Raw genomic sequence first — 25457 nt, 5'->3', positions numbered from 1 at the left:
GCCACCACCAGTCCCGTTCGCGTGCCTTGCAGTCCCCTTCGTACCGGCTCATGCAAGGAGCAGCACCGCCATGTCCCACGCGCACCACGAGCCCTACGAGCCCCACGAGCCGCTTGAGCTCCCGCCGCCTCCGCCGCCGTTCCAGCGGGACTACCTGCTCCCCTGGCAGAGCTCACCGCCGCCCGCACCCCCGGTGGCGCGCATCCCCGTGACGGCCGGCACCCGCTCGCAGACGCCGGGGCGCCACCGCGACCTGCGACGGCTGCGCACCTCGTACCGGGTGCTGCGCCGGGTCTCCACGGCCGCCGCGCTCGGCTACTTCACGGTGTTCCTGCTGCTCTCCGCGTACGCCCCCGGACTGATGGGCCGGGACGCCGGCTTCGGCGGGCTCACCCTCGGGCTGCTGCTCGCACTGGTCCAACTGCCCGTCGTACTGGCCTCCCTGGTGCTCTACGAGCGCACCGCCCGCCGCACCGTGGACCCGCTCGCCGACGAGCTGCGCCGACGCTCCCCGCGCACCGACTCCCCTGCCCGGCCCAGCAGTTGGGGGGTGGACCGATGACCGGCTTCGACGACTCCGCACAGGCGATGTCCCTCGTGGTCTTCATCGCCGTCGCGACGATCGTGCTGCTGCTCTGCGTGCTGGCCGGTCCGGGCCGGGACAATCTGGAGGAGTTCTACACCGGGTACGGCAATCTCGCGCCGCTCCGCAACGGCCTTGCCATCGCAGGGGATTACCTCTCCGCCGCCACCGTCCTCAGCACCACCGGCATCATCGCGCTCACCGGGCACGACGGGCTGGTCCTGGTGCTGAGCACGATCCTCTCGCTCGTGCTGCTGATGTTCCTGCTGGCCGAACCCCTGCGCAACGCGGGCCGGTTCACCCTGGGCGACGTACTCGCCCGCCGCTCCCCCGGCCGCGCCGTGCGCATCACCGCCTGTACGGTCACGCTCGTCGCCCTCGTGCCGTTCATGGCGGTCCAGCTGGCGGGCAGCGGGAACCTCCTGGCGTTCATCCTCGGCTTCGACAGCTCCGGGTTCCGCACCGGGGCGATCGCCGCCGTCGGCACCGTGATGATCAGCTACGCGGCGATCGGCGGGATGCGCTCCACCGCCCTGATCCAGATCATGAAGACCGTGACGCTCCTCGGAGCGGGCCTGCTCATCTCCGTACTCATCCTGGACCGCTTCCACTGGGACACCGGCGCCCTGCTCGCCGCAGCCCAGCGGCGCAGCGGGGCCGGGGACGCGTATCTGCGGGCGGGGCTGCAGTTCGGCGGCGACGACCTCGACATGATCAGCTCGGAGCTGACGGTGGTGCTCGGCGCCGCCTGCCTTCCGCACATCATCATGCGGATGGCGAGCGTCAACAGCGCCCGCGCGGTGCGCCGTTCGCTCTCCTGGGCGGTGTCGGCGGTGGTCCTCGTCTGCGTGTTCCTGACCGTGATCGGGTTCGGTGCCGCCGCCCTCGTCGGCCACGGTGCCATCTCGGCGGGAGGCAGCCAGGGCAGCAGCGCGATCCTCCAGGTGAGCAGCGTGGTCGCGGGCGGTGGCCGCACCGGGGCGCTCATCGCCACGACGATGACCACGGCGATCTTCCTGACCCTGCTCGCCTCGGTCGCCGGGATGACCCTGGCCTGCGCCAACTCCCTCGCCCACGACCTCTTCGCGCACGGTCTGCCGGGCAGGGACCGGCCGGCTCCCGCGCCCCGCACCGAGATCATGACCGCCCAGGGCGCGGCGATCGGCGTCGGCGTCCTCGCGACGGTGCTCGCGGTCGTCGCCCGGCACTGGAACGTGCAGGCGCTGGCGATCTTCTCGTTCTGCGTCGGCGCCTCGGCGCTGGCCCCGGCGCTCGTCTACACCCTGTTCTGGCGGCGGTTCACCCGTACCGGGCTGCTCTGCACCCTGATCGTGGGCACCACCGGGGTGGTGGTCCTGATGACGGGCACCAACCTGATCTCCGGCACGCCGGGGGCGGTCTTCCCGGACGTGGACGCGAACTGGTTCCCGTACACGACGACCGGTCCGGTCTCCATCCCGGTCGGCTTCCTCGCGGGCTGGCTGGGGACGGTCCTCGGCCGCCGCCCCGCCGCCGAGGAGCGCCGCCGCTACGAGCAGGTCGAGCCGTGGTTCCTGGCCGGGGCGCCCCCGGCGACACGGCGGTGAACCGCGCGCCGGGCGCTGCCGTGCCGGGGGCCGTCGTGCCAGGGGCCGTCGTGCCGGGGGCCGTCGTGCCAGGGGCCGTCGTGCCAGGGGCCGTCGTGCCAGGGGCCGTCGTGCCGGGGGCCGTCGTGCCGGGCCCCGGCCCGGGTCAGAGCTGGTCTCAGAGCTGGTCGAAGTCGGGGAGGACGAGCGAGCCGTCCTCGGCGAGCGTGAACCCGGGGTTGTACGCGACTTCCCAGGCGTGGCCGTCGGGGTCGGTGAAGACGCCCGCGTAGCCGCCGTAGAACGTCGTCGCGGCGGGGCGGGTGACGGTGGCTCCGGCTCGCTCCGCCGCGGCGAGCAGCGCGTCGACCTCCTCGGGCGAGCGGACGTTCTGCGCGAGCGCGATCCCGCCGAAACCGCCCGGGCCCCGGTCTTCGAGGCCGCAGTCGGCCGCGAGCTCCGCACGGGACCACAGCACGAACGCGAGGCCGCCCGCCTGGTGGAAGACCGTGTCCTGGACCGTCTGCCCCTGCCAGCCCAGGGCCTCGTAGAAGGTCCGCGCACGCGCGAGGTCGGTGACGCCCAACGTGACAAGACTGATGCGCTGTTCCATGGGCCCCACGCTACGGGGTTGTCCCGGGGTTCGTGGTGGATCGGCGGACGGAGTCCGGTGCGGTGCCTCGCGGCCTCGATCCGCCGGACACCGCCTGGGGGGACCGGCTCGTGGCGGGCCCTCCCGGCACTCACCGCGGCGCCCCGGGGAGCCGGACCGTGACGACGAGCCCGCCCGCCGGGCGGGGGGCGAGGCCGAGGGTCCCGTCGTGGGCGCGGACGACGCTCGCCACGAGGGCGAGCCCGAGGCCGACACCCGCGTGCTCGTCGGTGCGGACGCGCTCCGCCCCGCGCCGGAAGGGCTCGGTGAGGGTCGGGACCAGCTCCGGGGAGAGCGGATCACCCGTGTTCTCCACCCGCAGCACGCTCGTGCCACCGGCCCCCGTCCCGGTGTGGACGACGACGGTGCCGCCGGAGGGGAGGTTGTGGACGACCGCGTTCTGGACGAGGTTGGTCACCACCCGCAGCAGCAGCGTCGCGGAGCCGGAGACCTGCGCGGGCCCGCCGGTGACGTCGAGCGTGATCCCGCGCCGTTCGGCGAGGGGCAGCAGCGTCTCGGCGGCCTCCTCGGCGAGGAGGGAGAGGTCGACGGGCTCGCGGGCGAAGTCCCTGCGGTCGCCCCGGCCGAGCAGCAGAAGCGCCTCGGTGAGGTCGATCGCCCGGGTGTTGACCGTGTGGAGGCGTTCGACGAGTTCACGCCGGTCCCCCGTCGGGTCGCTGCGCGCGACGTCGAGCAGCGCCTTCGAGACGGCCAGCGGGGTGCGCAGCTCGTGCGAGGCGTTCGCCGCGAACCGCTGTTCCTCGGCGACGTGGGACTCCAGCCGTTCGAGCATGGTGTCGAAGGCGTCGGCGAGTTCGCGGAACTCGTCCTGCCTGCCCTCCATGGCGATCCGGTGGGAGAGCGAGCCCCGCGCGGCGGTCCGGGCGGCGGCCGTGATCCGGGTGAGCGGCGCGAGCATCCGCCCGGCCAGGAACCATCCCCCCACCAGGCCGAAGACGAGGAGGAAGGCGAGGGCCGAGGCGGCGGCGGGGACGAAGACGTGCAGGACGACCGAGCGGTTGGGGTTGATCCCGAGCAGGCCCCGGCTGTTGTCGGGGAGGTAGCGCAGCACGTACCCCCACACCACGGCCAGCAGGAGGGCGCCCGCGAGGAGGATGAATCCGGCATAGCTGAGGGTGAGTTTCAGCCGGGCGCTGGGCCCCGGGCGTCTACGCACGGGGCTCGCCGGGGGCGGGGGTCTCCGGGCCCGGGGTGCTGGGGCCGGAGGGCTGCGCAGGGGTGTCGATGCGGTAGCCGACGCCGGGCACGGTGGCGATGAGCCAGGGTTCGCCGAGACGCTTGCGCAGCGCGGAGACGGTGATGCGGACGGCGTTGGTGAAGGGGTTGGCATTCTCGTCCCAGGCCCGGCGCAGCAGCTCCTCGGCGCTGATGACCCCGCCCCCGGCGGCGACCAGGACTTCGAGCACGGCGAACTGCTTCCGGGTCAGGGCCACGTGCCGCCCGTCGCGGAAGACCTCCCGGCGGAAGGGGTCCAGCCGGAGGCCCGCGATCTCGCTGACCGGCGGGCGGGCGTACGCGCGCCGCCGGTCGAGCGCCCGCAGCCGCAGGACCAGCTCCCGCAGCTCGAACGGTTTGGTGAGGTAGTCGTCGGCGCCGAGCCCGAACCCGGACGCCTTGTCGTCGATCCGGTCGGCCGCGGTGAGCATGAGGATCGGGATGCCGCTGCCGGAGGCCACGATGCGCCGGGCGACCTCGTCGCCGGACGGGCCGGGGATGTCGCGGTCCAGGACCGCGAGGTCGTAGGAGTTGACGCTCAGCAGCTCCAGGGCGGAGTCGCCGTCACCGGCGATGTCGGCCGCGATCGCCTCCAGCCGGAGGCCGTCACGGACGGCTTCGGCGAGGTAGGGCTCGTCCTCCACGATCAGCACACGCATGCCCGAAGCCTACGATCCGCCCCTCGACGGCCGACGTTGGCGCAGGCCCGGACCGGCTGTCGGCGCGGGTCGCGACCGGGTCGGGACCGGATCGGGACCGGTCGCGGAACCCGTCGCAGGACCGGATGTCCGTGCCGGTCAGGGCCGGTTGTCAGTGCCGGTCAGGACCGGATGTCAGTGCCGTGTGGGAGGGTCGCTCGCGTCACGAGTACCGCCGTCCAACGGATGATCGGGGGCCCGGATGCCGGCCGAGGTCGAGTCCTCCGCGCCCACCGGCGACGCCGCGCCCACCGGTGATGCGGCGCGCCCCGGTGACGCCACGTCCGCGCGGGACGGCGCTGCGCCACGCCCACGGGGCGGCGAGGAGGCTCCGCGTACGGGGCACCGCCCGCCGCTGCCCCGCCCCTACCTGTGGTGGCTCACCGGCATCCTGGCCTCACTGGTGGGCGACTCGGTCCTCTACTTCGCGCTCGGCTGGGCCGCCGGCGCGCACGGCGGCGGGGTCGCGGGCCTCGTCCTGAGCGCGATCACCCTCCCCCGTGTCCTGTTCCTCCTCGTCGGGGGCGCGGTCGGCGACCGGGTCAGCGCGCGCCGGGTGCTGATCACGGGCGACGCGGCCATGCTGGCCTTCACCCTGGTGCTGGCGGCCGTCGCCTTCCGTCTGGGCACTCCGCCGTGGCTGCTGATGGCGACCGGCGTCGCGATCGGTGTCGTCGACGCCTTCTACCTGCCTGCCTCGGGGTCCATGCCGCGTCGGCTCGTGGACGAGGAGCAGTTGCCGAGGGCGCTGTCACTGCGCCAGGTCGGCGGCCAGGTGATCGCCATGGGTGGCGGGCCGCTGGGCGGCGCGCTCGTCGGGCTCGCCGGGCTGGCCGGTGCGGCGCTGCTCGACGCCGGTACCTTCGCCCTCACCCTGGTCGTCCTGCTGGCCGTCCGCCCGCGTCACCGGGGGCCGGTGCGAGCCCCGGGGCCCTCCGCCGGGATCCTCAAGGAGGCGACGGACGGCGTACGGGTCGCCTTCGCGCATCCGGTGCTGCGCCCGGCGCTCTGCCTCACCGGGGTCGCGGCCGGGTTCCTGCTGCCCGTGCTGTCGCTGCTGCTTCCCCTGCTCGCGCGGGAGCGGGAGTGGGGCGCGTCGGGCGCGGGGCTGGTGATGGGTGCGCAGGGCGTGGGGATGGTGGCGATCACCCTGGCGGTGGTGAAACGCGGTCCGCTGGGACGGCCCGGTCTGCTGTCGGCGGGCGCGCTCGTGCTGGCAGGTACGGGGGTGCTGGCGCTGGCCCTCGCGCCCGGCGCCCCGGTGGCGGTGGTGGCCGGGCTGGTCATCGGGGCCGGTAACGGCCTGTTCTCCGCCCACATCGGGCCGCTGGTCCTGGCGTCGGCGCCCGAGAGCCACCTCTCCCGCGTGCAGGCCGTTCTCGTCCTCGTACAGAGCCTGGCCCTGCTGCTGATGAACAACGTGTTCGGCACCGGGGTGGACCTCGCGGGCGCCGGGGCCGTACTCGTCGCCGGCGCCGTCCTGCTGATCGGCGCGGGCCTCGCGGGTCTGGCCTCCGCACCACTCCGCGACGACCGCACCGGGCTGCCGTCCCGCTGAGCAACGGTCCCGGTCAGGAGCCGCCGGTACGACCGGCAGGGCGGGTACGCCACCAGCGGCGCGACGCCCGCCCGGCCAGTACGGCTCCGACGGTGTTGACCAGGACGTCGTCCACGGAGGACACCCGGTCCAGCCGCAGGACGTACTGCGCGGTCTCGACCAGCACCGAGCAGCCCGCCCCGAGCGCCAGTACGCGCGGTACGGACGCCACCGCCGCGAACCGCACCGGTGCGAAGAACCCCAGCGACGCGAAGACCAGCAGGTTTCCGGTGATCCCGAGCACCCCCATGGTGGCGAGGTCCCGCAGCGGCACCAGGCTCACCCGGCCGGGGACCACTCCGGCCCCGGCGCCCGGCATCATCGTCAGCCACAGGAACGGCACCGTCCCGTGGACCATGCCCACCTCGGCCAGCGACCTCCGCCAGGCCCCCGCGGCCCCGGCGGCCTTCCGGCGCCACGCCAGGACCCACGCCACCAGAACGGCGACCGGCAGCAGGACCAGCGTCATCAGCACCACACCGTTGAAGGTGTCGAAACAGCCGTGCCACTTCCCGGCCATGCACCTCGACGCGGGCATCAGCAGCATCCTCCGCAGCGCGAACGCGCCGCCCGCCAGGACGACGGCCGCCCCGCACAGGAGCACGATCCCGCCGGTGCCGGGACGGGGGCGCCGGGGCGGGGCCGCGGGCGATTCGGCGGGCGATTCCCCGGGAGGGGCGGAAAGGGATGCGGGACGGGTCATGCTCCCAGGGAAGACGACCGGCTGTTGCCGGGGCGTATGCGGTATTCGATACGCCCGCGATACACCGGGACGCCTCGGCCGGGGAACGGCACCCCGGCACACCGGCGCCCCCGGTTGCCGGGATCGCTGGTTCGCCGGTTCGCAGCTGGGCTCAGCCGAGCTCGCCCTCCACCGGGAGCCAGAGTTCGGCCTCGGCCTCGGAATGGTCCGGCGACATCCGGGTGCGCAGGATCTCGGGGCCGGGGCGGGTGCGGTACGGGTTCGACGGGAACCACTCGGTGTACACGTCCCGCCAGAGCTCCTGGATGGCCTGCGGTGCCGGGCCGGAGGTGGTGAAGACCGCCCAGGTGCCGGCCGGGACGGCGAGGGCGGTCGCGCCCTCCGGGGCGTCCGCGGAGGTGATCACGCCCTGGTAGTAGTCGAGTTCGGTGCCCTCGGCGCGGCTGGGGTCGAGGTCGTCGCAGACCGCGACGACGCCGTGCGGCTCCTGGTCCGAGAGCTTCTCCAGGTGTTCGCGTGCCCGCGGGTCGATCCCGCGCACGAAGTCGATGATCGCCTGGTTCGGGCCCAGGTGGACCAGGGGCACCCGGGCCTTGAACCCGACGACGGTGAAGGCCGGTCTGGCCACGACGCGATAGCGCATGCTGCTGCTTCCTTCGACGGTGAGGCGGAAGGACATCCGGGACTGGGAGTCGAGCGCGGCGCCGGTACGCCGGGCCTCACCCGGGCCGATGCCGTGCATGGCCCGGAACGCCCGCGCGAACGCCTCGCCCGAGCCGTAGCCGTACCGCACCGCGATCGCCAGCAGCGTCTCCCGTCCCGCGAGCACCTCCGCGCCCGCGAGAGTGAGCCTGCGGCGCCGGATGTACTCCGACAGCGGCATCCCCGCCAGGGCGGAGAACATCCGGCGCAGGTGGTACTCCGAGGTGGCGGCGGTACGGGCCAGCTCCGCCACCTCGATCGGCTGGTCGAGACGGAGTTCGATGTGCTCCATGGCCTGGTTCAGCCGCTCCAGCATGTCCGGTGCCCTTCCTCTTGACGCCCACGACGCTAGGCGGAGCCCATCACACCGGACCCGACATCCTGTGCCCGATCGAGTCGGGTGCGGGGCGTACGGGCAGGTCTCCCCCCTCCCTCGCTCCCTCGGCCGGCCGTGCCAGCGACGCGTGTAGGGGCCCACCTGACGTCCCCCGGTGGGCCCCACCCCACGCATACGTCACGTGCGGCGCAGAATTCCGCCGCCCTCGGGCAGGAGCGCCACGGACGGGACTTCGCCCGGGAAGATCCAGCTCACGGATCTCGCCGACCCGACGTCCGCATCCGTACGGAGCGCACCGTACGGAGCGCTCCGTACAACGATCAGCGGCTCTCAGGGGGACGTTGATCGCAGGATTCGACATGGGAATGCTGGGGGGAATGCCATCGGAATCACTACAAGGAAAGTTGTAACGTCACCGCGCGAAGGGGAATTCACGTGGCATGATGAGACACAGGATTAGCGCACTCCGCAGTGCGTTGGGTTGCTGATCCACATGGAGAGGGAGCCACCCACATACTCGGTGACTCCCTCCGTTGCGGACGCCGGGCTAGGAGTTGCCCAGGGCCTGCGCTACATCAACGGCCAATTGAAGTAGCGCGACAAGCAAGGCCAGGGCACTCCAGCCCGGCTGTTCATCTCCTGACATGGGTTATCACCTCCTTCCGCTAGCGCGAAGGAGGGTGAAACGCCGTCAGACGTCCGTGCACACGATGTTATGCGGTCTGCCGGCCTTCCCACGTCGTGTAGCGCAAGTTTCCAGAATTCCCTGCCAGCCCAGGGATGCGCCTGACACTCCGTAACACTCTCCACGGGCAGAGGCCAACGCCGCACCGCAACGCCCTTTTGACATCATGACACCGGGTCTTTGGCGGAGGTGCACCCGTGCCATCAAGTGCCCATTCATCTGCGCCTGGTCGCGACTGAACTAAAACCCGATCCTCAGCGACCCCGGCCACGGTGCACCGCGCCGCCACTCGTTCCCGAGGTGCCGCACCGGGCACCGGCCGCCCGACGCGCGGGGTCGGGCACGGGCTAGCGTTCCGCCCATGATCAAGGGTCGTTGGGCGGGGCGCATACGTCACATGGCGGGCGGCAACGGGCCGGAGCGGGTACTGATCGCCGCCAGTTTCACCAACCGGGTCGGCAACGGTCTGTTCAACGCGGCGTCGGCGCTCTACTTCACCCAGGTCGTGGGCCTGCCCGCGGCGGAGGTCGGCGCCGCGCTCACCATCGCCGGAGTGATCGGCCTGTGCGCCGGGATACCCGGCGGGCATCTCGCCGACCGGCGCGGTGCCCGCCCGGTCATGATGCTGGCCCTGGCAGCCCAGGCGTTGTCGATGACCGCCCTCGTCCTGGTCAGGAGCGGGACCGCGCTCGCCGTCGTCGCGACGGTCGACCAGATCGCCGCGGCGGCGGGCGGGGCGGCCTGGGGCACTCTGGTGGTCCGGGTCGGGGGCGACCGCCCGGCCCGGTTCCGGGCGAAGCTGCGCACCTTCGTCAACCTGGGCGTCGTCCTCGGAACGGTGGGTGCGGGCCTGGCGCTGGCGGCCGACTCCCGTGGCGCTTACGTCGCGCTGATCCTCGGCAACGCGGCGAGCTTCGCCCTCTGCGCGGCGCTCCTGCTCCTGCTGCCCCGCTTTCCGGTGCGGGCGGCGCCGCCCCGGCAGGGGCGCCGGCTCGCTCTCGCGGACCGCCCGTTCCTGACGTTCACCGCCCTCTACGGGGCGATGGGACTGCAGTACCCGGTCGTCTCCCTGCTCCTGCCGATCTGGATCTCGGAGCACACCGAAGCGCCGCGCTGGACGGTGGCGGCCCTGTTCGCCGTCAACGCCGCCTTCTGCGTCCTGACGCAGACCAGGATCGGCTCCCGTGTCGAAACCCCGCACGACGGCGGCAGGGCGTTCCGCACCGCGGGGCTGCTCTTCCTCGTCAGCTGCCCGATGATGGCGCTGGCCGCCTTCATCCCGGTCTGGGCGGCGGCGGGAGTGATCCTGGCGGCGGTCTTCGTCCACAGTCTGGGCGAGGTCTGGGAGTCCTCGGCGGCCTTTGCCCTGGGCTTCGGTCTCGCGCCCGACCACGCCCAGGGTCAGTACCAAGGGCTCTTCGGCCTCGGTTTCAGCGCCGGCCAGGCTCTCGCCCCCGCGATCCTCACCACGGTGGTGCTCGGCCTCGGCACGACGGGATGGCTGCTGCTGGCGTTGTTCTTCGCGGCGCTCGGCGCGGCCGGCCCCCCGCTCGCCCGCTGGGGCGCGCGGACCCGGCCGCGGCAGGGGGCCGCCGCCGAGGTCGACGGAACGGCCACGTCGTAGGTGTCGCACCCGCACCCGCACCCGCACGGCCCGTAACCGGCAGAACAGCTGCACCGACAAGGGACGTTGGACCCCGGCGGTCGGTTCTGCGGTGGGGCGGGAGAGGCCGGAGAAGATGGAAGCCGTGGCCCCGGGGCCGAGCGACGCCCGTCAGGCGGTCGGCCCGGTGCGGAGCTGCCGTACGTCCTTCACGAGCGCGTACAGGGAACCGAGGAGGATCACCGCGCTGCTCCAGATCCAGAGGGAGGACGCCCCGGAGCGGTAGTCGTCGACGGAGACGTGGAGCAGCAGCACGCTGCCGAGGACGCCGAAGACCGAGACAAGCATGCTGACGAGGTTGGTGGCCACCCGGACATCATCAACGACGGCCCCGGCCCGCGGAAGCGGTCCACACACAGGACCAACTCGTGGGCCCGGCGCGCGGGGAGCCCCGGACGGTGCGCGCCCGGGGCTCCCCCACCTGCCGCCTACGACGACTACGGCGCCGGCGGCAGGCTGTCGATCTGGTTCCGCAGCCGGACGATGTCCTCCTCGGCCTTCGCCAGCCGGGTACGGATCTTCTCGACCACGTTGTCCGGGGCCTTCGCGATGAACGCCTCGTTGCCGAGCTTGCCGAGCGCCTGGGCCTTCTCCTTCTCGGCCGCCGCGAGGTCCTTCGTCAGCCGCTTGTGCTCGGCCACGACGTCGATCGCACCGGACAGGTCGAGCGCGACCGTGGCACCGGCGACCGGGAGCGTCGCGGTGGCGTTGAAGCCGTCGCCTTCCGGCTGGAGGCGCAGGAGTTGGCGGATGGCGGCCTCGTGGGCGGCGAGCCGCGTACCCGACAGGTCCAGGCGGGCCGGGACCTTCTGGCCGGGCTGGAGGCCCTGGTCGGAGCGGAAGCGGCGGACCTCGGTGATGACCCGCTGGAGGCTCTCGATCTCCGCCTCGGCCTCCGCGTCGCGGAATCCGCTGTCCGCCGGCCAGTCGGCGACCACGACGGATTCGCGCCCGGTGAGCGTCGTCCACAGGGTGTCCGTCACGAACGGGACGACGGGGTGCAGCAGCCGGAGCGTCACGTCCAGGACCTCGCCCAGGACGCGGGCCGATGCCTTGGCCGCGTCGCCGCCCGCGAAGAACGTCGTCTTGGACAGCTCGACGTACCAGTCGAAGACCTCGTCCCACGCGAAGTGGTAGAGGAAGTCGGCGAGTTTCGCGAACTGGTAGTCGTCGTAGTACGCGTCCGCCTCGGCCACGACCGTGTTCAGGCGGGACAGGATCCAGCGGTCCGTGGCCGACAGCTGCTCCGCCGGGGGGAGTTCGCCCTCGACGGTCGCGCCGTTCATCAACGCGAACCGGGTGGCGTTCCAGATCTTGTTGGCGAAGTTGCGGGACGCCTGGACCCAGTCCTCGCCGATCGGCACGTCCGTACCGGGGTTGGCGCCACGCGCGAGGGTGAAACGCAGCGCGTCGGAGCCGTACTTGTCCATCCAGTCCAGCGGATTGACCGTGTTCCCGAAGGACTTCGACATCTTCTTGCCGAACTCGTCGCGGACCATGCCGTGGAACGCGATGGTACGGAAGGGGACTTCTCCGTCCATCGCGTACAGGCCGAACATCATCATCCGCGCGACCCAGAAGAACATCAGGTCGTAGCCGGTGACCAGGACGGAGTTCGGGTAGAACTTCGCCAGGTCGGGCGTCCGCTCCGGCCAGCCCATCGTCGAGAACGGCCACAGTCCGGACGAGAACCACGTGTCGAGGACGTCGGTGTCCTGCGTCCAGCCCTCACCCGTCGGCGGCTGCTCGTCGGGGCCGACGCAGACGGTCTCGCCGTCCGGGCCGTGCCAGACGGGAATCCGGTGCCCCCACCACAGCTGCCGTGAGATGCACCAGTCGTTGAGGTTGTCGACCCAGTCGAAGTACCGCTGCGAGAGTTCGGCGGGGTGGATGTCGACGCGGCCGTCGCGGACCGCGTCGCCGGCGGCCTTGGCGAGCGTTTCGACCTTCACCCACCACTGCAGGGACAGCCGGGGCTCCAGCGTCGTCTTGCAGCGCGAGCAGTGGCCGACGGAGTGGACGTACGGACGCTTCTCCGCGACGATCCGGCCCTCGGCCCGCAGCGCGGCGACGATGGCCGAGCGGGCCTCGAAGCGGTCGAGCCCCTCGAACGGACCGTGGGCCGTGATGATGCCGCGCTCGTCCAGGACCTCGATCGATTCGAGGTCGTGGCGCTGGCCGATGGCGAAGTCGTTCGGGTCGTGGGCGGGCGTGACCTTGACGGCTCCGGTGCCGAACTCCGGGTCGACGTGGGTGTCGGCGACCACCGGGATCGTGCGGTCGGTCAGCGGCAGCTTGATCCGCTTGCCGACGAGGTGGGCGTAGCGCTCGTCGTCGGGGTGGACGGCGACGGCGGTGTCGCCGAGCATCGTCTCGGCACGGGTCGTGGCGACGACGATGGTGTCGTCCCCCTCGCCGTACGTCATGGAGACGAGCTCGCCGTCGTCGTCCTGGTAGTCGACCTCGATGTCGGAGATGGCCGTCAGACAGCGCGGGCACCAGTTGATGATGCGCTCGGCGCGGTAGATCAGGCCGTCGTCGAACATCTTCTTGAAGACGGTCTGGACGGCCCGGGACAGGCCCTCGTCCATGGTGAAGCGGTCCCGGCTCCAGGCCAGGCCCGAACCGAGGCGTCGCATCTGGCCGGCGATCTGCCCGCCGGACTCGGCCTTCCACTCCCAGACGCGCTCGACGAAGGCCTCGCGCCCCAGGTCGTGACGGGACTTGCCTTCCTTGGCGAGCTCGCGCTCGACGACGTTCTGGGTGGCGATGCCGGCGTGGTCCATGCCGGGCTGCCACAGCGACTCGTAGCCCTGCATCCGCTTGCGGCGGGTGAGGGCGTCGATCAGCGTGTGCTCGAAGGCGTGGCCCAGGTGGAGCGACCCGGTGACGTTCGGCGGCGGGATGACGATCGTGTACGGCGGCTTCTCGCTCTCCGCGTCCACCTCGAAGTACCCGCGCTCCACCCAGCGCTCGTACAGCGGCCCCTCCACCTCGGCCGGCGTGTACTGGGTCGGCAGTTCGGTGGCGGGCGCTGTCTGCTGCTGAGTGTTGTCGGTCACGACGACCATCCTATGGCCCGGCCCCTTCGGACGCCTGGCCCCACCGGGGTCGCCCGCCGCACCCGCCCTCCCCCCGGCCGGACCCGCCTTTCCTCCACCGGGGCACGGGACCGCCGGACCCGCGCCCTTCCCCTCATCCCTCCGGCGGCGGGGCCGTCACCCGTCCCGTGAGCGCCGCGAGCGAATTGCGCACGTGCGTCATACGGGCGTGCAACTCGTCGCGGCTCACCTCGTGTTCACGCAGTATGCGGTCGGTCTCGCGGACCACCCGCTCCTCGCGCACACGGGCGTCCGAGAAGAGTTCGGCCGCGCGGGCCTCCGCGTCCTCCTGGCTGTGCCGCGCGGCCTCCTCGGCGTCCGCGCGCCCGCGCCGCGCCGCCGCGAGGACGGCGTCCGCGCGCCCCATCAGAGCGTCATGACGTTCCGTCAGCTGCGTTTCACGTGCGAGGAGTTCGGCCTCGGCGACCTTGCCGCGCTCGGCGTGCTCCTGCTCCTGGTGGGCGAGGACGCTGGACGTACGGGCACGGGTCTGGGCCATCAGCTCCTCGCCCTCCGCCCGGATGCGCGCGGCGTCCTCGCCCGCCCGCGCGAGGAGGTCCGCCGCCGCCCGGCGGGCCTCGGCGAGGACGCGTTCGGCGTCCTCCCCGGCCTGGGCCCGCGCCTTCCCGGCGTGCGCGCGGGCGGCGTCCCGCGCCTCGCGCCCGGCGGCCTCGGCCGCGTCCCGCACCGCCTGTGCGGCCTCCTGGGCGGCGGCGCCGGACTCGGCCGCCTCCTCCTCGGCGAGGGCGAGTATGGACCGGGCGCGCTCGCTCAGCTCCTGGTACGTCTGCGGGGCGAGGCCCGCGACCTGCTCGTTCAGCCGGGCCGACTCGGCCGCCAGCTCCTCCGCGAGAGCGGTCAGCCGGGAGAGCTCGTCCAGGGCCGCGTCCCGCTCCGCCGCGAGTGCGGCGACGAAACGATCCACCTGCTCCGGGCGGTAGCCACGTCCTCGTCCCCCCACGAAGCCATGTCCGGACACCGGTGCAGCACTCATCCCTGAAGCCCTCTCTTCCGCACGCCGCCATCGATCCTGAGGTCAAGGATGCGGCAATTGGGCCGGAAGTCGGAATCGATCAGCCGCTTTCCGGACGGAAGCGACCGGCGTCACAGCCCGGCGGCGTCCGCGAACGCCCACCGCAAACACCCCAAGGGATACCCGGCCGAACCGGGCCGGACACGCGAGAACGCCCGCCCCTTCGAACGGAGAGTTCGAGGGGCGGGCGTCCCGGGCCCACGAGGCACCGGATCGAGCCACCGGACCGAGTGATCGACTCACGCCGTCGGTTCAGGCCGCCGGATCAGGCCGCCGGATCAGGCCGCCGGATCAGGCCTTCGGTTCAGGCCGCCGGATCGAGCGCGTCAGATCAGGCCGTCCCACATCTGTTCCAGCAGCACCGACCACCAGCTCTCCGGCGACGCCAGCGCCGCCGGGTCCAGCGCCGCCAGGGCCGCCTGGAAGTCGACGGTCCAGCGGCCGGCCTGCTCCGGGTTCAGTCCGTACCGCAGCCGCCACATCCGGCCGAGCAGGGCCATGCACCGGACGAACTCCGGCAGCCCCGTGTTCACGAACTGCGGCAGCACCGACTGCCCGCCCGGACCGGCCTCCACGGGCACCGCGACGATGTTCGCCGTGCCGTACTGGACGCAGATCGCCCGGCCGAAGTCCGTGCCCATCACGAGGTACGCCCCCGCGTCCGGCGCGGGCCGCACCTGGCGCTGCGCGGCCAGCTCCGCGAGGGTCGGCACGACCGGCTGGCCGGGCTGGGCCCAGAAGAACGGCCCGAAATCGGCGGGCAGCCCCGCCCAGACCAGGGTCCGGCCCACCGCCTCCGGCACACCCTGCCGGGACACGGCCCGCTCGTCGAAGCGGAGCACGCCCTGCGGGCCGAACGCCTGGAGCAGTTCCTCCGCCACCCCTTCCGGACCGACCGGCGGCGCGGGCTGCACGGGCGGCAGCGGCGCCCGCACCGGGGCGGGCCGCGCCGGGCCGTCCGCCACCTGGTGCAGTTCGCCCTGGTGGGTGAGGAGGTGCCGCATGCCCTGCTGACGGCTCGCGTGGTCGGTGCCGTACGGGGCGACGCTGGTGATCCGCACCTGCGGCCACATCTCGCGGATCATCCGCGCGCAGTAGCCACCGGGCAGCTCGCAGGACTCCAGCTCGGTGTGGAGCTCGATGACCTGCTGGGGCGGCACGTTCATGCCCCGCAGCTCGTAGAGCATCTGCCACTCCGGGTGCGGAGTGCCCGGCGCCGAACGCCGGATGAGCTGCTGCTCGCTGCCGTCGGGCGCGCGGTACCGCAGCACCGCCTGGTAGCCGGGCCCCACGGCCGGCGGCTGGGCGGGCTGCTGCGGGTACCCGTACGCGGGCGGCGGCGGGGGTACGGGGGAAGGCCCCGGCACCCCGGGGACGCCGGGCACCCCGGGCGGCGGGACGGGAGGACCCACCGGAGGACCGACCGGCGGCGCGGCGAACACCGTCTCGGCATGGTGCACGTCACCGCGCGGACCAGGAGGCGCGGGCGGGGCGGGCGGACCGGGCGGCGCCGGAACACCGGGCTGCGCGGGCGGACCGGGAGGCGCGGGCGGACCGGGAGGCGCGGGCGGACCCGGCGGCGTCGGCGGCTGCGGCGCACCCGGGCCGCCGACCGCGGGAGCCAGCTGCGTCGGTACGTAACCGGCGGCGGGCACACCGGGCGCACCCGGGCCCGAGACCGGCGGGGGCGCGACGGGACGTACGCCCGGGATGCCCGGGGCGCTCGGCGGCGGGGGCACCGTGCTGGGGCGCGGGGCACGCGGCGGGGCCACGGCCTTGCTGGTCGCCGCGTCCGCGATGTCCTGCGCGTCGGGAGGGGTGCCCGGCCCCGGCCTGGGCGGCGGCGTGCCGCCCGGGATCAGCGCGGTCGGGGCGTCGGCCGGAACGTTCGGCGCGGGCGCGCCCTCGTCGTCGGCGCCCGAGAGCGGCGGGGCGAACACCGTGGCGGGCAGCGGGACCGCCGCGTCGTCCGAGCCGCGGTTGGTGTCCGTACCGGCCCACGGCGTCGCACCGTCCGGTACGGGCGGGGCGGCCGGGGAACCCGTCGCGGGTACCCCGTCCGAGGCGGTCGGCTCGTGGTCCTCGGGCTCCTGCGGGGCGGGCCGGGCGGACGGCACCGACGGCACCGCGTCGCTCACGCCACCCGAACCACCGGCACCCGAACCACCGGCAGCGGCACCACCGGCAGCCGAGCCACCCGCGGAAGCCCCACCGGCAGCGGCATCCTCGGCAGCCGCGTCGGACGGCTGCTCGCGCCTGCCGTCCGGAATGCCCAGCTTGTCGGCCGCTTCCTGGAGCCATTCCGGCGGCGTCAGCAGGAAGGAGGTCTGGTTCAGGTCGATGCGCGCGGGCGCCTGGGGGGCGGGCGCCGCGTCCTGCGGGGAGCCGTACTCCTCCTCGTAACGCCGTATCACCTCGCCCACCGGAAGGCCCGGCCACAGGGTGGCCTCGCCGCTGTCGCGGGCGATGACCAGCCGCTGCCGGCCGCCGTCCGAGACGGGGCCCTCGGGGCGGTCCTCGGCCCACACCACGAAGCCCAGACCGAACTCGCGGACCCGCACCTCCCGGTGCTGGTAGGCGGGCACGTCACCGTTGACCCACTCGTCGGCCCGCTCCTGCGCCTGTGCGAACGTCACCATCGCGCTCAGCCCTCCACCGGGACGGCACGCGCGAAGCCGCCGTCCACCATCAGGTTCGCCACCGTCTCCAGCTCCTGCGGGCTGCCCGCAAGGCGCTGGAGGAACGCGTCGAAGTCCGCACCGCACGGCAGCAGCAGCCGCTCCGACCGCTCCTGCACCGTCAGGTCGTTCCGGTCGCGCGCGTCGTCGTAGGCGCAGAACCAGACCGAACCGATGCCGCTCCCCTTCACCTTCACCGCCAGCAGACCGCCCTGGACGAACGCGATGCCCAGGAAGTCCTTGGTGAAGTGGTCCCGCAGGCACTTGTTGACGTAGACGAGGTCGTTGACCGCCGCCTCCTCGCGCACCGTGAAGAACGGCTGGTCCACCAGGAGCCCCAGTTCGGGGTCGAGCGCGGTGCCGACCGGGGCGGAGCCGCCCGCCGCCTTCAGGAACGAGCGGTACGCGCCCGGCAGCCGGTACCCCAAGTCCTCCTCGGCGCCGAGGATCTGCTGCTCGGACACCGCGACGGCGCCCTTCGGCAGCCGGAAGTGCGCGGGCCGGGTGCCCTGCAAGGGCCGCGTGCCGCGCCGCTCGTGGTCCACCGGGGCCGTCGACAGACCGGCGTGGTGGCGCAGCAGCGGCTTCACGTCGACCGGTACGAGCTCCATCCGGCGGCTGCCCGACACGTGGTGCCAGGTCCAGCCGTGCGGGGTCGCGACGGAGGGAATCGTGTCCCACAGCTCGTGCCCGGCCGCCGCCAGCGCCGCGTTCGCCGACACGTAGTCGGTGAGCCGGAGTTCGTCGATGCCGAAACCCTCCGGGGGATCGGCGATCTCCGCCGCCGCGCGCGCGTACGGGGAGAAGTCCGGATGACCGTTCGCGTCGATCCGCACCCCTCTCGGGTGGCGCGACGCCCGGACCGGGTCCGGGAAGTGCACGACCTGCCCGGCGTAGGCCGCGTTCGGTGGCGCGGCTTGCTGCCCGAGCCGACCTGTCGTCATGGCGGTTGCCCCCTGCTGCGTCCGGTGTTCCCCACAGCCTAAGCGGTGGCGCACCAGGCAGGACCGCTCCTTTCCCGGCCGTCACCGACCGTCACATCGAGGTGACGGAAGAGCGACGGTTGGGCGGCTTTGAGCGACACGCTGCCCCCAATACCGCCCCAGCTTCCCCACCGTCCGACACATTTGGCAGGCTGTCCCCCGCAACTCGGGGGATTGCACGGGAGGAAATCGACACCATGCACGACGTACATACAGTCACTTCCGGGGACCCGCGCCTCAGCTGGAGCACCACCGACTCCAACCGCATCCCCCGGCTGCTCCACCGCCGCGACGGCATCCTGCCGGCCGTGGCCGCCGCGCTGTCCGTACGCGGGGAGACGCTCACCTGCACCGCGGGCAAGGGGGACCAGCCACCCGTCCTGCACCACCTCGTCCAGGACTTCCTGGACACCCTCCCCACCAGCCAGCGCGAACGCTTCACCGGCCGCTGCCCCGAGGCGATACTCCTCTCCCGGCAGCTCACCGCAGCCGAGGGGACCCGCTCCAAGCGCGCCCAGCGCAAACCCCTCACCAGCGGCGAAGCCCGGCGCGCGCTCAAGCACGGCCGCCTCACCGCCCGCCACATCCGCGAGGACGGCGACCCCCGGCACGGAAGCTACGCGGCCCCCTGCCGCTCCTGCGCCGTGATGCTCGCCCACTTCGGGGTACGCCCCGTCGACCTCACCGCCGACGGCACGGCCACCACGGCCGAGAAGGGCTGACGGCGTCCCCGTGCAGAACCTGAGCCACCAGAACCCGAGCCGGCAGGACCTGAGCCGGCAGGACCCGCATCAGCACGATCCGGTCCGGCCCATTCCGGGGCAGCACGACCTGAGCCGGCACGACCCGGTCCGCGACCACAGCACCCGCTTCACCCCCGTCGTCGAGAAGGCCCTGCGCGCGGCGGGCTGGGAGCCCGGCCGCTGGATCATCCGGCAGGCCGAGGAGTGGGCCGACGCTCTGCGCGCCCACACCTCACCGGCGGGCCACGAGCACGCGGTGTTCCCGGCGGTGGTCGAGGCATGGGCGGAGTTCGGCAACCTGCACATCCCCGCGCCCGGACCCGGCCGGCAGATCGTCCCCGCCTCCGTGCGGATCGATCCGCTCGGCGGCCTCCACCTCGCCCGCACCCTCGGCGACCTCGGCCGGGCCCTGGAGACCGAGATCAGCCCCCTGGGCCAGGAGAGCGAGGGGCAGGCGGTCCTCGCCATGGACACCGAGGGCCGCGTCTACAGCATCGACCACACCGGCGACTGGTTCCTCGGCGCGGACATCGACCGGGCCCTGAACACCCTCCTCACGGGCATCCAGCCGACCCGGCTGACATCGGGCTGAGGCCCCGGTCGACAGGAGTCGCCTCCACCGCGCCGCGCCGCCGGACACCGCCCAGCGGCCCCAGCGGCCCCGGCGCCTCCGGGCCGCCTCCGGGCCGCCTCCGGGCCGCCTCCGGGCCGCCTCCGGGCCGCCTCCGGGCCGCCTCCGGGCGGAATCAGGGGAAGGGAAGGGCGTCGAGGTCCAGGGTGAGCAGATTGCGCCAGTCGTTGGTGACGATCGCCTTTCGGCCCTCGCAGCGCACCCGGACGAACGGGTTGGACAGGGTCGAGCAGACGACCCACCGCAAGGTGCGGTCGGGACGGAGGCGGGCGAGGCAGGCGGTGTGGCCCAACCCCAGGTCGCCGACCGACAGCCACCCCGATCCGTCCGGCAGCGGACTCTCGTCGTTGACCTCCACCTCGCCGGTGCCGTGTTCGGCCAGAACGCGGGTCACGTCCAACGGCCCCCCGACGCGCCACCGGAGCGGCTGCCCCGCCTCCGGGTGGTACGCCCCCGGACCGTCGAACAGCAGCTCCACGCCGGTGTCGTCCGGCCGGTAGAGCCCGTCACGGTAAGGCACTTCCCCGGCTCTCCACGCCTCTTCGATGCGATGGACCGTCATGTCGCCCTCCCCTCGGCCGCGTTCCGGACGTCCCGTCATTCCTCAGCGCACGTCGAAGGCCGGGTCCCGGAAGTCGACGACGACGGAATTCCCCAGGTTGTTGAAGAAACGCGCCGTCCAACCCTCGATCTCCACCCGCTCGAACGGATTCGCGTTCTCCATGGAGGCCACCCACACCAGACTCCTGTCGGCGGCCAGTCGGGCGAAGAATCCGTCCGCCCCGAGCGAGCCCTCTCCACCGCAGACGAATCCGGACCGGCCGGGCAGTTCGAGGCAACACCCCGGGTTGAACATGAGGGTCGTCGTTTCTCTCCTCTCCTTCACCCCCGGGAGATCGAAGTCCTCCAGCGGCCCGAGACGGAACACCGAAAGATCGGGGCCGTCGACCTCGATGGCGCGGACCGAATCGTCCGCCCTGTACAAGCCGTTCCGATACGGAGCCCGGCCCATCTCCCAGAGATCAGTGACGTAGCCCATTCCCTCCCAGCCCTTCTGTCGTCCGGCTCTCCCGGCCATGGCAGCGGCCTCTCCGACGCCCGGCACCCGGCACCCGGTCTCCGGGCCGGTACGGGATTCAAAGGCCCACGGACACCGTGAGAACGCTCACCGCGGCCTCCACGGCGAACGGGCCCTCCAGCTGAACCCAGTAGAGATCCGGCAGTCCGGAATGCTTCCTCAGCAGATCTTCGGCACCGCCCGGCCAGGGATCGTCTCCCGCTGGAAGATGCTTCACGATGATGGCGCGCGCCACCCTGCCGTCGCCATCACGGACGACTGACTTCAGAGTTCCGAGGGGCGTCGCTCACCTTCTCTCCACCCAGGGGCCACCTGCGCCCCGAGCAGCCCCTCGACCGCCTCCGCGACCGCAGCCGCCTGGAGGTCTCGACCGGTGCGGTTCGGGTGGACGTACCAGGGGAGTTCGCGCCCCCCGTAGCTCACCTCGGAGCTCTCCAGCAGGGCGCCGATACCGCGCCGGGCCCCGTCGCACCCGGTGGTGGCACCGGTCCGGGCGTAGAGGTCGACGTACGTCGCCCCCGCCTCCTCCGCCGCCTCCCTCATGAGCGCGCCGAGGGGCCGCTGCACACCGGTGTCCAGGAACGTCAGGGCGTCCTGCCCGATGTCCGCGAACGGCTTCTCCGAGCCGCCCGGAACCTCCGCGAGGCACCGGCCGGTGTCGGCGGGTACGAGCCGGGGGTAACCGACCAGCACCACCCGGGCGTTCGGGGACTCGGCCTTCACCCGGCCGAACATCCGGCGCAGGTCCTGCCGGACGGCGGCCATACGCCCGGCGAGCCACCGTGCCCCCTCCCCCTGGAAGTACGCGGCGCACGCGGAGGGCGGCGAGGCCGCGTCGACCGGGTCGGCGGGCATCATCAGCCCCTCGGCGCCCCGGAGCCGCCGCGAGCACTGCTTGAGGATGCTCGCGACCCCGGCGGTGTTGCCGCCGAGGCTGCCGACCACCAGCCCGGTGCCGGGCCCGAGCGCGGACTCCTGCGGGGCGACCCGCTCACCACCGGCCCGTTCCTCACCGGCCCGCTCCCCACCGGACGGCGCGAAGCTCTGCGCCTCCCACACGTCACGGATGCGGGCGCCCCCGCAGGACACGTCCGCCCGTACGTCGAGCCGGACACCCGCCGGGGCGAGCCGTTCGACGACCTCGACCGGGTAGTTCGCGGCGGACCGCAGGCATCCGGCGGGGCCCCGCGTGGGGGCGATGCCGAAGTTGGCGGTGGAGGAGTCGCCGATGAACACGGTCTCCACCGGCGCGGGGGCGACGGGCGCGGCAGCGGGGCCGGGAGCGGCCGGGGCGGGGGCGGCCGGGGCGGCGGCCGTCACCCACAGGCCGAGCGCGACGAGCGCGGCGGCAGCGGTCTTGCGCACGCGGGGTTCCTTCCGGAGGACGGGGAAGCGAACTCCGGATACTACGCGGTGCGCGCATTCAACTACGCACAGCCACCGCGCATTTCAGCCCAGCGGCAGCTCGGCCAGCAGCACCGCGAACACCGGCGCGTCCGCGAACGGCCGCTGCTGACCGACCTTCCGGAAGCCCCAGGACTCGTACAGCGCCTGGACGCGCGGGTGTCCGGTGTCCACGAGCAGTACCGCCAGGTCCTCGCCCCGGCTGTCGAGAAGGGCCCGCGTCACCAGCTCCGCCGTACCCGTCCGCCGGAACTTCGTGACCACGGCCAGCTCGGAGTAGGAGAAGGTGCGGTCCTTCTCCGGTGCCGGATCGACGTGTTCGCGCCACCACTCCTTGCCCGGGCGCCCCGGAGCCCCGTACGCGAAGGCCACCGGCTCGTCCGCGTCGAAGGCGATCACGCAGGCGAACTCCGGGTGGCCGCCCCAGTGGTCCACGAACCAGGGGAAGCGCTGGTTGAACCCGTCGTCCATGGCGTCCGCGTAGGCGTCCCGGTGGACGTCCAGCAGGGCCTGGCGGATCTCCGGAAGGTCCTCATGGGTGAAGTGGCGGACCTCCGGCCGGAAAGCGTTCACGCTCGACTCCCTTCGGACCGGTAGCGGTCGGCCCACTCTCGACCGGCGCTCGCGTCCGGCGCAAGAATGATCACCGCACGGCGGAACTCCCCGAGGAGGGACCGCATCCGCCCGGGTATCGGCGATCCGGACATCAGCGCGAAGACCCTCGACGCGGTCGCGCACGCCTGATCGACGTCGCGCTGGTGGAGCTGGGCGAGCGCGAGCCGGGTGGTCGCCAGCGCCCGGTTCCGCCGGAACTGCTCCGGGATCGCGGCCAGCGCCCGGTGGGAAGCGGCCTCCGCCCCGGCGTGGTCACCGATCCGGTCCAGGACGACGGCGGTGATCGCGGCCAACTCGGCCGGCCCGTAGAAGGCCATCCAGCGCACCCGCGGCCCGGCACCCGCCTTGACCATCGCCTCCCGGGCGTACCCGAGGGAGCGCAGGGCGGCCTGCCGCTCGCCGAGGTACGCGTACCCGACGGCGGTACGCGCGTGGGCCAGCGAGGCGAACACCGGATCCCGCTTCGTGATGCCCGTCGCCTGGGCCGCCAGACCGGAGTCGAGCGCCTCGCCGTACTCGCCCCGCTGGCGCGCGAGCATCGCGTACGAGTTCCAGACCCGCAGCTCCGTCACCGGGTCCTGCCCCATCCCCGCCAGGTACAGGGCCTTCCCCAGCAGGGCGTGCGCCCGGTCGCTCCGCCCGGCGTCCAGGGCGGACCAGGCCGCCGTGGCCGTGTACTCGGCGGCCACGGAGAAGAGGCGGAGCCGGATGCGCTGGGTGGCCCCGAGCCGCTGCTTCTCCAGCGCCCGGGCCGCCCCGGCCAGGGCCGCCCCTTCCAGCCCCGTGTGACCTCCCCGGAAGTCGTCCAGGGCCGTCAGCGCGTCCAGGCCGTCGCGGAGGACCAGCACGTCGGACGTACCCACCCGGGGCGCGGCCCCGGCGCACGGGGCCGACGCGGCGAAGGGCGCCGACGCGGCGACGGAGGTACCGGTCGTGGTGGCGGTCACCGCGGTGGCCGCGGCGGCGGTCGCCGCCGCGGTGAGGAAGCGCCTGCGGTTCACGGGGGACTCCGATGCGGTGGCCGGACCGCGGCGGGCGCGCCGTCCGGCAGGCGGACGGAAACCGAGCTCCTCGGCCCGGCAGCCGAATACTGCTTCCAACGCCTCACGTTGCCGAGGATGAGGCCAACTCGTCCTGCCGGTCAGCCAGTTGCGGACCGTTCGATCACTGACCGTGCCGCCGTGCCCCAGTTCGATCAACCGCGCGTTCACCGAATCGGCCAACTCGGCCTGGGTGAAACCGCCTTCCCGCATGGCGCCGCCGAGGCGCTCATTCCCCTGCACACCACCCACGGTAGTGACGGAGCCCCGGACGGTGAGCGGTTTGCGCGAAATTTCCGGTACCCCGGCACACAGGACCGCCGGATCTTTCCTCCTCACCACCGGGGGCGGGCGCGTTGACTGGAGCCGGGCCGCGTTCCGGACGCCCCGCCCGTCCGGCCCCCGCGCGGACGGCGCCACGTTCGGAACACGCCCCGGCCGTCGCCGTCCGCGATCCACCCGGGCGGGGCGGAACCCGCACCCCCAGAGGTCCCGATGACTGCGACCACGACACCACGCCCCACCGGACACCCCGGCTACTCCCAGACCATGCCCCGCGATCCCCGGAGCGCGGCCGGCGCCCGCCGCCTCGTCCGGACCGCACTGGCGGCCTGGGCCATGGAACCGCTGGCCGAGGACGCCGGCCTCGTCATCACGGAGCTGGTCTCCAACGCCGCCCTGCACAGCCGGCTGGCGTCGATCCGCGTCCTCGTCTCCCGGCCCGAGAAGGGCCGCGTCCGGCTCGCCGTGGTCGACCGCTCGCGGCGCGTCCCGGTGGTGCGGAGGGACTTCGACGGCGACGGGACCCGAGGACGCGGGATGGTGCTGGTCGACGCGCTCAGCGACCACTGGGGCACCGAGGTGTACCGCTGGGGCAAGCAGGTGTGGGCGGAACTGACGATCGACCCGGCCGAGGCCGACCGCGAGGCGGACGACCCGCGAGGAGGACCCGCGGCCCCGTGAGCGGACCGTGGCGACCTCGCGGTGGGGCACGCCCCCACGAGCGGAGCACCCCGCCGGACACCGCCTAAGCGGTCTCCGCCCCCTCGCCCCGGACGCCTGCCGCCGGCCCCGGCAGCGCCACCTCCATCGGTACCGCGGCCACCTCCGGCACCACCACCACGGGGGCCACCGCCCCCGGGTGGTCCGCGTCCGCGATCTCGGCCGCGTCCGCCGCCGCCGCGTCCGCCTCCATCGGGTCCGCCACCGGCGCGTCCGTCACCGGCACGTCCGTCACCGGCACGTCGGGGAGCACCGCCGACACCCGGAAGCCGCCCGCGTCGGTCGGGCCCGAGACGAAGACACCGCCGAGCGCGGTCACCCGCTCCCGCATCCCGACGAGCCCGTTGCCGCCGCTCGGCAGATGGGCGTCGGCGGCGGTGGCGTCGGACGGGCCGTTCTCCACCTGCATCGCGACCTCCGCCTCGCGGTGCGCGAGCCGTACCCGCGTCTTCGCGCCCGCCGCGTGCTTGTGCACGTTGGTCAGCGCCTCCTGCACCACCCGGTACGCGGTCTGCTCGACCTGCCGGGCGTACGGGCGGGGGTCGCCGTCGACCGACAGCTCCACGGTCATGCCCGCCTGCCGCGACTGGGCGACCAGCGCCTCCAGCTCGCCGAGGCGCGGCCCGTCCTCCGGCGTCGGGCCCCCCGGGGGGCCCGCGGGGCCGGCGCCGCCCCCCGGGGGGCGCCGGGGGCGCCCGCCGCCCCCGGCCCCGGCCCGGCCGGGGCCC

General features: G+C 73.4%; 23 protein-coding genes. 7 read left to right on the top strand and 16 right to left on the bottom strand.

Annotated elements, in window-relative coordinates:
* The first annotated feature begins 70 nt into the window (after positions 1 to 70).
* Both ACFWEE_RS03315 and ACFWEE_RS03310 read left to right on the top strand, forming a co-directional pair.
* Entirely contained in the window at positions 71 to 562 is a 492-nt protein-coding gene (locus ACFWEE_RS03315) for a DUF485 domain-containing protein (protein ID WP_386885937.1), read from the top strand.
* Complete coding sequence (locus ACFWEE_RS03310) at positions 559 to 2169, top strand: cation acetate symporter (RefSeq protein ID WP_386885935.1); 1611 nt, start codon at positions 559 to 561, stop codon at positions 2167 to 2169. The genes ACFWEE_RS03315 and ACFWEE_RS03310 overlap by 4 nt, the downstream gene beginning before the upstream one ends.
* Positions 2170 to 2326: 157 nt before the next feature.
* On the opposite strand, the gene ACFWEE_RS03305 is transcribed toward ACFWEE_RS03310, so the two are convergent.
* From ACFWEE_RS03305 to ACFWEE_RS03295, 3 genes are all read right to left on the bottom strand, one after another.
* Positions 2327 to 2761 (bottom strand): VOC family protein, encoded by a 435-nt coding sequence (locus ACFWEE_RS03305; RefSeq protein ID WP_386885934.1) that lies wholly within the window; start codon positions 2759 to 2761, stop codon positions 2327 to 2329.
* A gap of 130 nt (positions 2762 to 2891) precedes the next feature.
* On the bottom strand, positions 2892 to 3977 hold the full coding sequence (locus tag ACFWEE_RS03300) for a sensor histidine kinase (protein ID WP_386885933.1): 1086 nt from the start codon (positions 3975 to 3977) through the stop codon (positions 2892 to 2894).
* A complete protein-coding gene (locus tag ACFWEE_RS03295) occupies positions 3970 to 4695 on the bottom strand; it encodes a response regulator transcription factor (protein ID WP_386885931.1) in 726 nt (241 codons plus the stop codon). The genes ACFWEE_RS03300 and ACFWEE_RS03295 overlap by 8 nt, the downstream gene beginning before the upstream one ends.
* Positions 4696 to 4936: 241 nt before the next feature.
* Here ACFWEE_RS03295 and ACFWEE_RS03290 point away from each other — a divergent pair, with 241 nt between their 5' ends.
* Entirely contained in the window at positions 4937 to 6292 is a 1356-nt protein-coding gene (locus ACFWEE_RS03290) for an MFS transporter (RefSeq protein WP_386885930.1), read from the top strand.
* Positions 6293 to 6305: 13 nt separating this feature from the next.
* Here the strand turns inward: ACFWEE_RS03290 and ACFWEE_RS03285 are convergent, their stop codons facing one another.
* Together ACFWEE_RS03285 and ACFWEE_RS03280 are read right to left on the bottom strand one after the other, a co-directional pair.
* Complete coding sequence (locus ACFWEE_RS03285; protein ID WP_386885928.1) at positions 6306 to 7034, bottom strand: VanZ family protein; 729 nt, start codon at positions 7032 to 7034, stop codon at positions 6306 to 6308.
* Positions 7035 to 7185: 151 nt separating this feature from the next.
* Complete coding sequence (locus ACFWEE_RS03280) at positions 7186 to 8052, bottom strand: GyrI-like domain-containing protein (protein WP_386885926.1); 867 nt, start codon at positions 8050 to 8052, stop codon at positions 7186 to 7188.
* Positions 8053 to 9119: 1067 nt separating this feature from the next.
* Between ACFWEE_RS03280 and ACFWEE_RS03275 the strand changes: the two genes are divergently transcribed.
* A complete protein-coding gene (locus ACFWEE_RS03275) occupies positions 9120 to 10382 on the top strand; it encodes an MFS transporter (RefSeq protein WP_386885924.1) in 1263 nt (420 codons plus the stop codon).
* 150 nt (positions 10383 to 10532) lie between these two features.
* On the opposite strand, the gene ACFWEE_RS03270 is transcribed toward ACFWEE_RS03275, so the two are convergent.
* From ACFWEE_RS03270 to ACFWEE_RS03250, 5 genes are all read right to left on the bottom strand, one after another.
* Positions 10533 to 10730, bottom strand: a complete 198-nt coding sequence (locus ACFWEE_RS03270; RefSeq protein WP_386885923.1) for a hypothetical protein — start codon at positions 10728 to 10730, stop codon at positions 10533 to 10535.
* Positions 10731 to 10858: 128 nt separating this feature from the next.
* On the bottom strand, positions 10859 to 13483 hold the full coding sequence (locus ACFWEE_RS03265; RefSeq protein WP_386885922.1) for a valine--tRNA ligase: 2625 nt from the start codon (positions 13481 to 13483) through the stop codon (positions 10859 to 10861).
* Positions 13484 to 13616: 133 nt separating this feature from the next.
* Positions 13617 to 14516 carry a cellulose-binding protein gene (locus ACFWEE_RS03260; RefSeq protein WP_386885921.1) on the bottom strand — a complete coding sequence of 300 codons (900 nt, stop codon included), beginning with the start codon at positions 14514 to 14516 and terminating at the stop codon, positions 13617 to 13619.
* A 365-nt stretch (positions 14517 to 14881) separates the two neighbouring features.
* Complete coding sequence (locus ACFWEE_RS03255; RefSeq protein ID WP_386885920.1) at positions 14882 to 17194, bottom strand: SUKH-4 family immunity protein; 2313 nt, start codon at positions 17192 to 17194, stop codon at positions 14882 to 14884.
* A gap of 5 nt (positions 17195 to 17199) precedes the next feature.
* Positions 17200 to 18177: an SMI1/KNR4 family protein gene (locus tag ACFWEE_RS03250; protein ID WP_386885918.1), complete on the bottom strand. Its 978-nt coding sequence runs from the start codon at positions 18175 to 18177 to the stop codon at positions 17200 to 17202.
* Between the two features lie 236 nt (positions 18178 to 18413).
* Between ACFWEE_RS03250 and ACFWEE_RS03245 the strand changes: the two genes are divergently transcribed.
* Complete coding sequence (locus ACFWEE_RS03245) at positions 18414 to 18938, top strand: YwqJ-related putative deaminase (protein WP_386885916.1); 525 nt, start codon at positions 18414 to 18416, stop codon at positions 18936 to 18938.
* A 109-nt stretch (positions 18939 to 19047) separates the two neighbouring features.
* The gene (locus tag ACFWEE_RS03240) at positions 19048 to 19551 is read left to right on the top strand and encodes an SUKH-3 domain-containing protein (RefSeq protein WP_386886149.1); all 504 of its coding nucleotides are present in this window, start codon (positions 19048 to 19050) and stop codon (positions 19549 to 19551) included.
* A gap of 154 nt (positions 19552 to 19705) precedes the next feature.
* Here ACFWEE_RS03240 and ACFWEE_RS03235 read toward each other — a convergent pair whose 3' ends face one another.
* From ACFWEE_RS03235 to ACFWEE_RS03215, 5 genes are all read right to left on the bottom strand, one after another.
* Entirely contained in the window at positions 19706 to 20152 is a 447-nt protein-coding gene (locus ACFWEE_RS03235) for a hypothetical protein (RefSeq protein ID WP_386885915.1), read from the bottom strand.
* A gap of 42 nt (positions 20153 to 20194) precedes the next feature.
* Positions 20195 to 20668 carry a hypothetical protein gene (locus ACFWEE_RS03230; protein ID WP_386885913.1) on the bottom strand — a complete coding sequence of 158 codons (474 nt, stop codon included), beginning with the start codon at positions 20666 to 20668 and terminating at the stop codon, positions 20195 to 20197.
* 264 nt (positions 20669 to 20932) lie between these two features.
* Positions 20933 to 22033 carry an SGNH/GDSL hydrolase family protein gene (locus ACFWEE_RS03225; protein WP_386885911.1) on the bottom strand — a complete coding sequence of 367 codons (1101 nt, stop codon included), beginning with the start codon at positions 22031 to 22033 and terminating at the stop codon, positions 20933 to 20935.
* Between the two features lie 84 nt (positions 22034 to 22117).
* Positions 22118 to 22645 (bottom strand): GNAT family N-acetyltransferase, encoded by a 528-nt coding sequence (locus ACFWEE_RS03220; RefSeq protein WP_386885909.1) that lies wholly within the window; start codon positions 22643 to 22645, stop codon positions 22118 to 22120.
* A complete protein-coding gene (locus ACFWEE_RS03215) occupies positions 22642 to 23688 on the bottom strand; it encodes a hypothetical protein (RefSeq protein ID WP_386885908.1) in 1047 nt (348 codons plus the stop codon). The genes ACFWEE_RS03220 and ACFWEE_RS03215 overlap by 4 nt, the downstream gene beginning before the upstream one ends.
* Positions 23689 to 24222: 534 nt before the next feature.
* Here ACFWEE_RS03215 and ACFWEE_RS03210 point away from each other — a divergent pair.
* A complete protein-coding gene (locus ACFWEE_RS03210) occupies positions 24223 to 24690 on the top strand; it encodes an ATP-binding protein (protein WP_386885906.1) in 468 nt (155 codons plus the stop codon).
* A gap of 64 nt (positions 24691 to 24754) precedes the next feature.
* Here the strand turns inward: ACFWEE_RS03210 and ACFWEE_RS03205 are convergent.
* On the bottom strand, positions 24755 to 25457 hold a 703-nt coding region (locus tag ACFWEE_RS03205; protein ID WP_386885904.1), incomplete at its 5' end, for a sensor histidine kinase.

This window comes from Streptomyces sp. NPDC060184, assembly GCF_042728795.1.
Lineage (GTDB): Bacteria > Actinomycetota > Actinomycetes > Streptomycetales > Streptomycetaceae > Streptomyces.
This window is presented reverse-complemented; position numbering and strand designations above follow the sequence as displayed.

Coding starts and splice junctions, on each gene's coding strand:
- ACFWEE_RS03280 (WP_386885926.1), bottom strand. CDS start 8,052: ATGCTGGAGCGGCTGAACCAGGCCATGGAGCACATCGAACTCCGTCTC.
- ACFWEE_RS03315 (WP_386885937.1), top strand. CDS start 71: ATGTCCCACGCGCACCACGAGCCCTACGAGCCCCACGAGCCGCTTGAG.
- ACFWEE_RS03260 (WP_386885921.1), bottom strand. CDS start 14,516: ATGAGTGCTGCACCGGTGTCCGGACATGGCTTCGTGGGGGGACGAGGA.
- ACFWEE_RS03250 (WP_386885918.1), bottom strand. CDS start 18,177: ATGACGACAGGTCGGCTCGGGCAGCAAGCCGCGCCACCGAACGCGGCC.
- ACFWEE_RS03230 (WP_386885913.1), bottom strand. CDS start 20,668: ATGGCCGGGAGAGCCGGACGACAGAAGGGCTGGGAGGGAATGGGCTAC.
- ACFWEE_RS03285 (WP_386885928.1), bottom strand. CDS start 7,034: ATGACCCGTCCCGCATCCCTTTCCGCCCCTCCCGGGGAATCGCCCGCC.
- ACFWEE_RS03255 (WP_386885920.1), bottom strand. CDS start 17,194: ATGGTGACGTTCGCACAGGCGCAGGAGCGGGCCGACGAGTGGGTCAAC.
- ACFWEE_RS03305 (WP_386885934.1), bottom strand. CDS start 2,761: ATGGAACAGCGCATCAGTCTTGTCACGTTGGGCGTCACCGACCTCGCG.
- ACFWEE_RS03210 (WP_386885906.1), top strand. CDS start 24,223: ATGACTGCGACCACGACACCACGCCCCACCGGACACCCCGGCTACTCC.
- ACFWEE_RS03310 (WP_386885935.1), top strand. CDS start 559: ATGACCGGCTTCGACGACTCCGCACAGGCGATGTCCCTCGTGGTCTTC.
- ACFWEE_RS03295 (WP_386885931.1), bottom strand. CDS start 4,695: ATGCGTGTGCTGATCGTGGAGGACGAGCCCTACCTCGCCGAAGCCGTC.
- ACFWEE_RS03235 (WP_386885915.1), bottom strand. CDS start 20,152: ATGACGGTCCATCGCATCGAAGAGGCGTGGAGAGCCGGGGAAGTGCCT.
- ACFWEE_RS03290 (WP_386885930.1), top strand. CDS start 4,937: ATGCCGGCCGAGGTCGAGTCCTCCGCGCCCACCGGCGACGCCGCGCCC.
- ACFWEE_RS03275 (WP_386885924.1), top strand. CDS start 9,120: ATGATCAAGGGTCGTTGGGCGGGGCGCATACGTCACATGGCGGGCGGC.
- ACFWEE_RS03245 (WP_386885916.1), top strand. CDS start 18,414: ATGCACGACGTACATACAGTCACTTCCGGGGACCCGCGCCTCAGCTGG.